General features: G+C 69.5%; 11 protein-coding genes. 7 read left to right on the top strand and 4 right to left on the bottom strand.

Going from position 1 to position 11,123, the window contains the following annotated elements; translation table 11 throughout:
* Nucleotides 1-124: 124 nt before the first annotated feature.
* Nucleotides 125-1,261, bottom strand: coding sequence for an FAD-dependent oxidoreductase (locus tag IEY73_RS31960; protein WP_229716362.1), 1,137 nt, complete (start codon nt 1,259-1,261; stop codon nt 125-127).
* 366 nt (nt 1,262-1,627) lie between these two features.
* Between IEY73_RS31960 and IEY73_RS31955 the strand changes: the two genes are divergently transcribed.
* Complete coding sequence (locus tag IEY73_RS31955; protein ID WP_189083086.1) at nt 1,628-2,659, top strand: hypothetical protein; 1,032 nt, start codon at nt 1,628-1,630, stop codon at nt 2,657-2,659.
* 9 nt (nt 2,660-2,668) lie between these two features.
* A complete protein-coding gene (locus IEY73_RS31950) occupies nt 2,669-4,039 on the top strand; it encodes a BNR repeat-containing protein (protein WP_189083085.1) in 1,371 nt (456 codons plus the stop codon).
* Nucleotides 4,040-4,086: 47 nt separating this feature from the next.
* Here the strand turns inward: IEY73_RS31950 and IEY73_RS33980 are convergent, their stop codons facing one another.
* Entirely contained in the window at nt 4,087-4,917 is an 831-nt protein-coding gene (locus tag IEY73_RS33980; protein WP_229716360.1) for a helix-turn-helix domain-containing protein, read from the bottom strand.
* A gap of 365 nt (nt 4,918-5,282) precedes the next feature.
* Entirely contained in the window at nt 5,283-6,107 is an 825-nt protein-coding gene (locus tag IEY73_RS31940; protein WP_189083084.1) for a phosphotransferase, read from the bottom strand.
* Nucleotides 6,108-6,360: 253 nt separating this feature from the next.
* On the opposite strand from IEY73_RS31940, the gene IEY73_RS31935 reads away from it, so the two are divergent.
* Nucleotides 6,361-6,918: a dihydrofolate reductase family protein gene (locus IEY73_RS31935; RefSeq protein ID WP_189083083.1), complete on the top strand. Its 558-nt coding sequence runs from the start codon at nt 6,361-6,363 to the stop codon at nt 6,916-6,918.
* A 157-nt stretch (nt 6,919-7,075) separates the two neighbouring features.
* Here the strand turns inward: IEY73_RS31935 and IEY73_RS31930 are convergent, their stop codons facing one another.
* Nucleotides 7,076-7,951: an alpha/beta fold hydrolase gene (locus IEY73_RS31930; protein ID WP_189083082.1), complete on the bottom strand. Its 876-nt coding sequence runs from the start codon at nt 7,949-7,951 to the stop codon at nt 7,076-7,078.
* A gap of 389 nt (nt 7,952-8,340) precedes the next feature.
* Between IEY73_RS31930 and IEY73_RS31925 the strand changes: the two genes are divergently transcribed.
* From IEY73_RS31925 to IEY73_RS31910, 4 genes are all read left to right on the top strand, one after another.
* Complete coding sequence (locus IEY73_RS31925; RefSeq protein ID WP_189083081.1) at nt 8,341-9,060, top strand: hypothetical protein; 720 nt, start codon at nt 8,341-8,343, stop codon at nt 9,058-9,060.
* 18 nt (nt 9,061-9,078) lie between these two features.
* Complete coding sequence (locus tag IEY73_RS31920) at nt 9,079-9,903, top strand: NAD-dependent epimerase/dehydratase family protein (RefSeq protein WP_189083080.1); 825 nt, start codon at nt 9,079-9,081, stop codon at nt 9,901-9,903.
* Between the two features lie 142 nt (nt 9,904-10,045).
* Complete coding sequence (locus IEY73_RS31915; RefSeq protein WP_189083079.1) at nt 10,046-10,585, top strand: FBP domain-containing protein; 540 nt, start codon at nt 10,046-10,048, stop codon at nt 10,583-10,585.
* Nucleotides 10,586-10,648: 63 nt separating this feature from the next.
* Nucleotides 10,649-11,050, top strand: coding sequence for an NUDIX hydrolase (locus IEY73_RS31910; RefSeq protein ID WP_229716359.1), 402 nt, complete (start codon nt 10,649-10,651; stop codon nt 11,048-11,050).
* The last annotated feature ends 73 nt before the right edge of the window (nt 11,051-11,123 follow it).

Below are 11,123 nucleotides of genomic sequence, written 5' to 3'. Positions count from 1 at the left end.
GCGCCGCAACACCAGCGTGCAGGAGACCACTGCGATCACGGCGAACAGCGCCCAGACGGCACCGGCGCGGCGGTCAATCACCGCATCAGGGTATCGACGTCGGCCCCGTTTCCGCGCTCCGCGGTCAGGCGGGCTGGACCTGGTCGAACAGGGCCAGAGCTTGCGCGGGGTCAGGGCTCACGAGGCGTTCCAGGCCGGCCGCGGTGATCTTCGCCCATCGGCTGGCTCGTGCCCACATGTCTTCCTCGAAGGCTCGGACGGCCCCGGCCATGTCCTGAGGGCCGGTGCCCTCGGGGCCGGTGGCGAGTGCCTCGGCGAGTTCGGCGCCGTCCAGCATGGCGAGGTTCGCGCCTGCCCCCAACGGAGGCATCAGATGAGCCGCGTCGCCCAGCAGCGTCACCCCGGGAACGTGCGTCCAGGCGTGGGACACGGGAAGCACGTACAAGGGGCGGCGGATGAAAGCTGTCCCGCGGCGCAGGAGGTCCAGGAGGGCATCGGCCCAGCCGTCGTAACGTGCCAGCAGGCCCGACAGCACGGCCTCGGCATCCGTCAGGTCCCCGCTGGTGTGCCCGTCCAGAGGCGCACGGAACTGGGCGTACACCTTCACACCCCCACCGCTGTTGCGCTGCGCGACGAGGCCCCGGTTCACCCCGTACGCGGCCACCGAACCGTCGCCGACCAGCCGGGCGAGATCGGGGTGGCGGGTGTCGACATCATCGAGGGAGGTCTCGACGACGGTGACGCCGGTGTAGTGCGGTGTCACCGTCGAGACCGCCGGGCGGACCCGGGACCAGGCGCCGTCCGCGCCGACCACGAGGTCGAATGTCTCATGCCGCCCGTCGGCGAAATGAATCACCGCACCGTCGCGGGCTCCCGGCACCACCCGCGTCACGCCTCGCCCCCACTGGACGTCGAGCGGGCCGAGGAGCAGGTCACGCAGGTCCCCCCGGTCGATTTCGGGATTGGCCGGCTCGCCGGGACGGGGCCGCCAATCGCGCAGCACGGTTCCGTCGGTGGCCAGGATGCGCATGGTCTGGCCTTCCGGGCGAGACATCGCCCGGAAGGGCGTCAGCAGCCCCGCCTTGTCCAGGGCGAGCTGACCTAGCCCTTCGTGCAGGTCTAGCGTGCCGCCTGGCGGGCGGGCACCGCGGGCGGGGTCGCGTTCGAAGACGGCAACAGGGTAGCCGTGACGGTGCATGACGCGGGCGAAGGTCAAGCCCGCCGGGCCACCGCCAACCACGGCAATACGGCGTCTCATCATGATTCGGCTCCTGAGGACTGAACAGAGTCTCGGAGGGGAGAGTCGCGGTCGATCGTGCGAGATCGGATCCGGCCGCCAGGCGGGCCCGTGTGGAGACGCAGGATTCCGGAATCGAGGTTTGTGTCGCACGGATTCAGGCCGTTCGTCGCTTCGCTTCATGCCCGAGAGAGCAGTCGATCCTAGATTTGTCCTAACCGCGGAAAGGCATCCTAACCAACCTCGCTCGCGAGCATCCACCCACCTCCGAGTCGAAGCGTCCTGCTTCTTCTCCGTACGGATCGGACGGTCATGGTGCATCTTCGTCCTGAGACATCCAAACCCGGCTGGAAAAGAACTCACCTGCTACCCGGCGCCATCCTCCTTGCCGTGGCGATGCTCGCCTCCACGACGGCCTCTCCGGCCTCCGCTGCCACCCCGGCAGGTGGATTCGCGGCCGCGTTCGACGCCGGCAACTCCACCGTGAGCCCCGCCGGCACCTCGCCGTCCCCGTCGGGCGACGCTGCTGACACCCCCGGCCCGGCAAAGGTCAGCACCGATGCGAGGGCCTACGCCGAGGCCCTCGCATCGCCGGACTGGGTCAAAACACCCAGCGGGCTCATGAACAAGGAGTGCGTCCACAAGCTACCTGAAGGCGCCACGGTCGACGGCGATGACATCGTCCTCGCATCGGGAGCCAAGCGACAGCTTGATGCCTGCAAGCATCCGAGGCTGGTGAGGCCCGGAAAGGCCGGTCCCACGTCCCCGGCGGTCCGCGCCGCTCCGGACCAGGCCGTTCCCACCTCGAACGGCTGGATGATCAGCACCTGGTGGAACGCGCCGACGTGGCTGCGCCGGCTCTACGTCAACTACGCGGTCCCGACCGCTCCGCACGTCAACGGGTCGACGACGTTCCTCTTCTCGTCGTTCGAACCCTCCGGTGGCAACGCGATCATCCAACCTGTCCTCACGTACGGCCCGAGCGCATCCGGCGGCGGGAACTACTGGTACATCACCTCGTGGTACGTATGGGGAGGCAACTCCGTCTACGGCTCCAACGTGCGTGTCTCACCCGGAGACACCATCTGGGGCGCCATGGAGGGCAACTCGTGCAACAGCGACGGAAGAAACTGCCACTGGGCGATCAGGACCGTCAACCAGACGGCCGGAGGCGAGTCCAGAATCGATATCACCAGCTATTCCGTCTACACCACGGCGCAGGGTGGAGTGCTGGAGTCCTACGGTGCGCAGCACTGCAACATGCTGCCCGCCAATCACCACGGCGTATTCCGCAACATCGAGATCTGGGGCCCGACGTTCAACAAGCTCACCCCGTCCTGGTTCGTCTGGCAGCCGGATCCCGAATGCAGCATGTACGAGCAGTTCACCACGAACAGCGCGGACATCTGGTGGACTGAGTAGCGAGGTCTAATGAGACGTTCTCTGTGCGCTGTGGCCGGCGTGGTGGTGTGTCTCACCGCCACGCCGGCCGCCCAGCAGGCCGCCGCCGCAGCCCCCACCGTCACCGCCTCCACCACCACGGTGCTGACCACCGAAGGCCGCACCGCCCTGACCTACACCGGATACATGAACGGCGAGTCGTTCCAGCAGGACGGCATCGTCACCTACAACGGCTGGCAGTACTCCGCGTACTGGGACCAAAGTGGATACGTCAACATCGCGCGCCGGCACCTGCCGTCCGGTGCCTGGTCGAGTCTCAAGCTCACCGATTACGCGACCACATCGACCGACTCACACAACACCATCAGCATCGGCATCGCGCCCTCCGACGGCACCATCCACCTCGCCTTCGACACACACTCCTCGCAGTTCCGCTACCGCAAGTCGGTGGCCGGCCTGGCGACCTCGCCGACGACCGCCACCTGGAGCACCAGCTCCTTCGGCTCGGTCCAGAGCGCGCTGACCAGCACCAGCATGGACGTCGTCACCTATCCACAGTTCTTCGCCCACCCGGACGGCACCCTGCAACTCGCCATCCGCACCGGCTACAGCGGAACCGGTGACGAAGTGCTCTACGAATACCGGTCGAGCACCTGGACCTCCCTCGGCACATTCATCGACGGGACCACGGCCGGCAACAACGCCTACCTGTTCGGAATCGAATACCACACCTACGACGCGGCCACCCCGCTGCTGCACGCGACCTGGACCGTACGCGAGACCTCCAACGCCAGCACCAACCACGACCTCTACTACGCCTACAGCAAGGACAAAGGCCGGACCTGGCGCAACAACGCGGGCACCGTCGTGGCCGCCACCGGCAGCAACCCGCTCGTCGCGGACGCCAACACCCTCAAGGTGCGGAGCATCGGCCAGAACCGCGGCCTGATGAACCAGGAATCACAGGTCGTCGACGCCGCCGGCATCGTGCACGTGCTCGCCTCGCACATGCCCGCCTCATCCGCCGACAACAGCGACTTCACCAGCGCCCGCGAGACCGCTGTCCTCGTCCACTACTGGCGCGACAAGGCGACCAAGGTCTGGCACCAGGACTACACCCCGTTCCTGGAACGGTCGTCCCGCGGCGACATCGCCGTAGACGCCGCCGACAACCTGTACGTGGTCAGCGGTGACTCAAGCACCCGCAAGCTACACATCCAGACCGCGTCGAAGGCCTCCGGCTGGACCGACTGGACCATCCGCTACACCTCCTCGGCGATCTACTACTCCGATCCGCTCATCGACCACCGGCGCCTCACCTCGCTCGGCATGCTCAGCATCTTCGCGCCCCGATACGGCGGCAGCCGGATCGACGTACAGGACTGGACGGTTTCCGGCTGAAACCTCGGATGACGAGCGTGGCACCCGACCAGCGACGGGCTGCCACGCTACGTCGCCGACCGAGTTTTCCCGCCCGATGGGGGTGGCCCCGCCAAGCGCCGTGATTTTCTGGCTTGCCGGAGATAGGCGGTCGGTGTCTGTCCGTAGCGTCGCTTGAACGCCCGGCTGAGGTGGCTGCTGTCGGCGAAGTGCCACCGAGCGGCGAGTTCGGTGATGCTCGCCCGGGGATCGGTCAGTTCCAGCCGGGCCTGGTCCAGTCGCCGGTTACGGATGTAGGTGGCCACCGACTCGTTCTCGTCGGCGAAGGCCCGCTGCAGTGTACGGAGGGAGACGTGCAGCTCGCCCGCCACCATCGTGGGGGATAGATCGGCCTCGGCCAGGCGTTGCTCCACGAGGTTCTTGGCCGTCGCGGTCAGCGGTGCGGCCAGAGGCGAGTCGGTACCGTCGAGGCCGCGCCGGATCACCGAGGTGACCAGTTCGAGCATGGTGTCGCGGGCGGCCTGGACGCCGGCGGGCCCGAGGTCCGGCAGCGTCCGGTGGATCATGGTGGCGTGGGCGGTCAGCAGCCGTACCTCGGCCATCGCGGTGGCGCCGGAGACCGTCCGCCCCCTCAGCGACGCGGCGAGCGAGGCCGCGGGGAGCATGAGCTTGTGCGCTACGGTCGGCTGCGACGTCTCGAATCGTGTCAACCCGGCCCGCTGCCGGATGTGGAAGCGCCCCTGGCTTATGTCGATCTCGGGGGCGGCGTCCGTCTCGCCCAGAGTCCAGGTGCCCCGATGCACGATCCACATCCACACCTGTTCCTCGTCACGGGTGGGCTCGGCCGCTGTTCGACCGTACGAGGCACCGCGGAGATCGACGATCGTGACGTCCCGCACCGTGGTCACCCGGAACCGGCCAGGAGCATCGGCGTACGATCCCGCGGTCAGCCTGAACGGGGAAGACTGGCCGCCGGCGCAGCGTCGCCGCGGCTCACGGCCGCCGCAACTAGCGGCACGGGCGTCATGGTCCTCGATTGGGACAGCCTCGATCCCCATACGTCGGTCTCCTTCGGCTGGCACGCACGACACGCCGACACCCAACCGGGCGGCCGGTACGCCCGAGTCTTCGCCGGCCGCTGCCGCGAGACATCTGTCAGATGACGGTGCGGCCCGGCACCAAGATCGCGGAAACCTGGTGTCAGCCGTCGGACCGGACCGCTGAGGGTGCTGGACCTCGGTTGCGGCCACCTACCGCGACTGGATCACCCAGACCGGCCCGACCATCGACTCCGAAGTTCGCTCAGCCCCTCGATGCCCAGCCGGTGGCCGTCGGGCAACTGGTCGTCGCGGTCCCAGCGCCACGCCGTGACCAGCGCCAGTGCGAGGGCCCGGCAATCGCGGAGCAGCCGGTGATCGACGCCCGGGTAGTGGTCGGCGACCCCGTCGGGCGCGTGAGCCAGGTCGAACTCGACCGGCCCCCGGCAGCACGTCTCGAAGTCGACGAACAGCGGGCCGGTCCGTGTCGGGAGCAGATTGCCCGGATGGGGCTCGCCGTGCAGGAGTTGCTCGGGACGGCCGCTCCGGCCGACCGCTCCTCGCAGGCGGTCCAACGCGCCGGCGAGGAAGGCCCGGTCCGGGCCGGCCAGTCCCGGCGTCCGAGCCGGGTCGGCAACGAGCGTGTGGGCCTCAGCAACCCGGTCCGTGACATGCGGGGCCGGCAGGTCGACCTCGCGCATTCCGGCGTGCAGCCGTGCGAGCGCGTCGGCGTAGTCCGCAGTCGGGACTGCTTGAGGCGAAACCGGTTCGTAGTAGGCCCACAGCGTGACGACGTAGCCGTCCCGGACGAAGATCTCGGGCGAGATCAGCGCGGCCACCGGGCTTCCGAGCTCGGCCAGCCGCCGAGCGACATCCACTTCAAACCGGGCACCCCGGTACGCGGCGGGCGCCACCCGGGCCAGCACGTCGCAGGGCCGCAGGCGCAGGGTGAGCTTGTTCGAGTTGTGCAGGACGGCGGCGTCGCGGGCGGTCAGGCCGAGCGATGCGGCGCACGTCATGGCTTCCTGCGTTGCCCGCTGAGCCCCCTCCATCGGGGCATCGTAGGTCAGCGTTTCCCGGCACGGCAGCCGCAACAGCGCAGCAGCAGCCGCAATTCGGAGCCCGGCCGACGGTGCCGGTCATCGGGGCTCTCCCCGGAGCCGGGACGTCCGGTGTAGCCGGTCGAAGTGGGGGCTGATGGTGGATCAGCCACGCGAGCGTCAGTGAATGTGCCACGGATCGCGAGTCTCCGCATCGCGCCGCCCCGCCTGGACCGACGCCATAGCGGCGTTAGACTCGCCGGTCATGGGACTGCTGATCTTCAGCCTCAACCTCACCCTGGACGGTTGCGTCGACCACCAGGAGGGCATCGCCGACGACGAGACGCACGCCTACTTCACCCGCCTCATGGACGAGGGTGGGGCAATGCTGTGGGGTCGCGTCACCTACGAGATGATGGAAAGCTACTGGCCGGCCGTTGCCCGCGGCGACGAGCAGGCGCCGCCGGCCATCCGCGAGTGGGCGGTCAAGCTGGAGACCAAACCCAAGTACGTGGTGTCGTCGACGCGCACGGACTTCCCGTGGACCAACAGCCACCACCTCAACGGCGACCTGCGTGAGGGTGTGCAGGAGCTCAAGGACGCGACCCCGGCCGGGGTCCTGCTCGGCAGCGGCAAGCTCGCGACCGAGCTCGACCGGCTGGACCTGATCGACGAATACAAGCTGCTGGTCCATCCCCGGATCGCCGGCCACGGCCCGACGCTGCACCAGGGCGGGCTGCCCGCCACGCGCCGGCTCGAACTGCTCTCCGCGCAGCCGCTGCGCAACGGCGCGGTGGCCCTGCACTACCGCCGCGGGCGCTGACTCACCGGAGCCTGTCGCCGCCAGATCACCGGCAAACGGCGAAGCGCGGCGTGGCTGCAGCGAGGCTAGGCATCGAGTATTCCTTGACGTTCCAGGCGGCGCGAGTTCGGGTCTGGAATCGTTCCGGCGGTCCAGCATTCCCCACCTCGCTACCCGGTCACAGCCGGATCAGGTCGGCGACCTCCTCCGGCAGGCCGGGTGACGTCATGACGTGACCCATGCCGGGCACGACGTGCAGGACCGCTCCCGGGATCAGGGCGGTCAGGGCCTCGCCGTGCCCGAGCGGATAGACCGGATCCTGGTCGCCGTGCACGATCGAGGTTGGTGCGGTGATCGACGACAGCGGGGCGAGTAGGCTGGGGTCATCCATCCACACGGCCCGGTGGTGGTTGGCCGCGGCCGCCGGGTCGACGGCCCGGGAGACCGCCAGCTCCAGCATCGCCCGGGCGGCCGGCTCGTCGAACGGCCGGACCGGCCCGTTGACGAGCCGGAACAAGGCCACGTCGGACTCAACACCCGGCGGCAGCCCGGCTTTCAGATGCGCGACGAACGCCGGTGACGGCGGCGGCAGATCACCCGGGTCGGCCGGCTCCCCGGCCAGCGCCCGGGCCCGCGCCGGACCTGGATCGTGGCCCATCGGTGAGCTGGACATCACCGTCAAGGACCGGACCCGGTCCGGCGCGTGTACACCCAACCACTGCGCGATCATCCCGCCCAGAGAAGCCCCGGCCACATGAGCGGAATTCAATCCATAACCGTCCAGCACGGCCAGGCAATCACGAGCCATGTCCCCGATCGTGTACGGATGGGCATCGAAGTCCACGACGCTGGACCGGCCGGTGTCGCGATGATCGAACCGGATCACCTGAACCCCGCGCTCGACCAGCCGACCGACCAGCGCATCAGGGCAACTGACTCCTTGAGCAGCCGAACCCATAACCATCAGAACAGCGGGCAGCTCCGGATCGCCGACTCGCTCGATCCAGATCCGCATCGGTCCGGCGGCCACGAATCGCTCGTGCGCATCCAACATGGGCGGCACAGTATCGGCTACCCCGTCGCGAACACCCAGATTTTCGATGGAGCCCGGGCCGAGAGCGGGCCCCACCCAGGGGGCGTCGACCAACGCTTATGGCGGCTACCAGACCACGTAACCGACACACCATAACTGTCATTATGGTGTGTCGGCATTATGTCCGTTTTCGGATTAATGGATTGCGATTAACAGTAATTCAATAATCCCACGGGAGGGTGCTGGGGGAGTCTCCGCTGGGCCGGCTGATGTCGGTTCTCGGCGATATCGGCGGGCGCGCTGCGAGGGTGGCGGACTCGTGACGAGTTCTCATCCACGTCGGCAACGGGCTGCCGAAGCCGTCGGCGAGCCGGGTACCTGCAGCACGCCGCCTGCCCGAGAATCGACGTGTGACGACTTCTCCTGCGCGCCAGACGGCCGACTCCTCGCCTGCTCTGCACTACTACGTCGTCTACGACGATGCCGGCGTGCCGGAAGGGCTGCTGGCCGAGGAGTTCCTGCTCGCGGCGGACCACTCGTCGGCCGGGCTGGTCAGTGGCGGCTGGAGCCGGTCGGAGGGCCGCTGGCACGACGCCTCGGCCACCAGCAGGCGCCTGCGCCTCGACGCCGCCCTGCGGAAGCGAGTGACGCCCGTCAACCGGACCACGGCGGCGACCCTCTACCGGGACCTTTGCGGTGCCGATCTGCCGCACGAGCCCGCGTTGCGGGCGTACTTCGGCGCCCCTGCGGCGCAACCGGCGTCCGCCTTGCCCTTGACCGGTTGCGAGCCCAGGCCGGGGTTCCGCGAGACGCGTGTCTATCGGATCCTGTTCGCCGACGAACTGAGCCCGGACGGCCTCGCGGCACTCAGCGAGGCGTGGCAGATGCCGGTCACCGGTGACCTCGCGGATCCCGAGGTGCGCATCCTGGGCGCGGTGCGCCGTCAGGTCGCGGGCGATACCTTTCGCTGGGATCTCCGCCGGGTCGCTGCGGGTGCTGCCTGGGGGCTGGACGTGACCTGTGACCTTCGCGGGGATCGTGATGAGGCGGTCGGCGTTCTGTTGCGCGGCTTGACGACCCAGATGCGGCAGCAGGGGATGATCCCTGTCACCATCGATCGGTTCCGCTGAGTGGCTGCCGCAGCCACAGTGACCGGGACGTCGGGCCTGGTCGGCGCGGCCGTTGCGGCCGCCCTGGACGCCGCCGGCTGGGCGGTTCGCGGAGCCGACCGGGCCCCCGGCCGGTGGACCACCGTCGTCGGCGACCTGCGAGAACCCCGGGTACGCCGGTCGGCGCTGGCGGGGGCGGACGTCGTCGTGCATGCGGCCGCGCTGCACGCACCGCACGTCGGCCGAGTCGACGAGCGGGAGTTCCGTGCCGTCAACGTGGGCGCGACCGAGGGACTGCTCGACGACGCGCAGCGGGCAGGCGTGGCCCGCGTGATCTACATCAGCAGCACCAGCGTCTACGGGCACGCGCTGGTGCCGGCCGACCGGGCGGTGTGGGTCGACGAGGGGCTGGAGCCCCGCCCCCGCGACATCTACGACGAGACGAAACTGGCCGCCGAACGACTGGTCGCGACGGCCGACGCCGCATCGGTCACCTTGCGCATCGCGCGGTGCTTCCCGGAGCCGCTGCCCGTGCTGGCCACGCATCTGCTGCACCGTGCCGTCGGGATCGCCGACGTCGCGGCGGCCACCGTGCTTGCCGCTGCGCGGCACACGGTGACCGGGACCTTCAACATCGCCGGACCGTACCCGTTCACCCGTGCGGACTGCCCGGCGTTGCACGACGACGCAGCCGCCGTGATCACGGCGCGGGTTCCCGAGGTCGCGGCGGCGTTCCGCGACCGGAACTGGCCGCTGCCGCGCACCCTCGACCGGGTCTACGACTCCGGCGCCGCGGCGGCGGCGCTGGGATATCGGCCGGTGCACGGAGTCCATCAGGTGCTGCGCACGCGACAGGACCCGTAGCGGGGCGGCAAGACCCGGTCGGCACGGCGACCGAGCGTGCGGTCAAGGGCGCGTCGGCGTCGCTGATCGAGCAGAACGCCCGCGGTCCGTGCGGCGGAAAACGCCGTGACCGGGGTTTCGGGCCTGCGTTACCGTCGCGGCCATGCGACCACTGGAAGAGAAGGAAATCCGGTCGTCCTTCGTCAACTGCAGCAAGGGTGAGGCCGGCCGGATCCGGATGCCACCCGGCCTGTCCGGCCAGGCAGTCCCCTGGGACGACCTGGACTTCCTCGGCTGGACCGATCCCGGCGCGCCGCAGCGGGCGCTGCTGGTGGTGCCCGGCGATGCGATGCCCGGCGACGACACACCCGGCGGTCGGGGGCTGACCGGGCTGGTGTTACGCCGCCCGAACGCGGTCAAGGCCGCCGCCGGCCGGTCCAGCATGTGCCGGATCTGCCTGACCGACCACGCGTCGTCCGGGGTGGCGTTGTTCGTGGCGCCGCTGGCCGGGCCCGCCGGGCGGCGGGGCAACACGGTCGGCGAATACCTGTGCGCCGACCTGGCCTGCTCGCTGTACCTGCGCGGCAAACGCCAGCCGCGGATGCGGCTGGTGCGCCGGGAGGAGACGCTGAGCCTGCCGGAACGCATCGAGCGGGCGATGCGCAACCTGACCGCGTTCACCACGCGGGTGGTGGCCGGTTGAGACCGCGGCTGTTGCCGCTAGCCTGGGGTTCCGCTGTTCCCCACCTGCCCCGAGGACGTGCGCGTGCCCGAGACGATCACCGCCGTGGCGTGGACGTGCCTGCGGGACCGGCGCCTGTTGGTCACCCGCACCCGCGGGTCGGACGCGTTCTATCTGCCCGGCGGCAAACCGGAACCGGGTGAGACGCCGGAGGCGACCGCCGTGCGGGAGGTGTTCGAGGAGACCGGGGTGCGGCTGCGGCAACAGGACCTGACCTGGGCCGGGGAAGTGACCGCGCCGGCCCACGGGCGCGGCCCCGGGGTGCGGGTCCGGTTGATCTACTACGCGGCGGCCAGCGACGCCGAACCCGCGCCCGCCGCCGAGATCGCCGAGCTGGGCTGGTTCACCTCGGCGGACGCGGGCCGCTGCGCCCCGGCCATCCGGATCGTCATCGACCGGCTGGTCGCGGCCGGCGCTCTGGACTGAGAGACATCCCAGGAGCTTGAATGTCAAGCAGCGGCCTCGATGAGGTGAGACGACCAGGCGGTCGCCTCGTCGT

Origin of the sequence: Mangrovihabitans endophyticus, assembly GCF_014646155.1 — a bacterium.
In the GTDB taxonomy this organism is placed as follows: Bacteria; Actinomycetota; Actinomycetes; order Mycobacteriales; family Micromonosporaceae; genus Actinoplanes; species Actinoplanes endophyticus.
The sequence above is the reverse complement of the archived record's forward strand: the minus strand, read 5'-3'. Positions and strand labels throughout refer to the sequence as shown.

Bases quoted from the DNA above. Each gene is read 5' to 3' on its own strand.
- IEY73_RS31950 (WP_189083085.1), top strand. From the start codon at position 2,669: ATGAGACGTTCTCTGTGCGCTGTGGCCGGCGTGGTGGTGTGTCTCACC.
- IEY73_RS31915 (WP_189083079.1), top strand. From the start codon at position 10,046: ATGCGACCACTGGAAGAGAAGGAAATCCGGTCGTCCTTCGTCAACTGC.
- IEY73_RS31940 (WP_189083084.1), bottom strand. From the start codon at position 6,107: ATGGAGGGGGCTCAGCGGGCAACGCAGGAAGCCATGACGTGCGCCGCA.
- IEY73_RS31930 (WP_189083082.1), bottom strand. From the start codon at position 7,951: ATGTTGGATGCGCACGAGCGATTCGTGGCCGCCGGACCGATGCGGATC.
- IEY73_RS31935 (WP_189083083.1), top strand. From the start codon at position 6,361: ATGGGACTGCTGATCTTCAGCCTCAACCTCACCCTGGACGGTTGCGTC.
- IEY73_RS31960 (WP_229716362.1), bottom strand. From the start codon at position 1,261: ATGATGAGACGCCGTATTGCCGTGGTTGGCGGTGGCCCGGCGGGCTTG.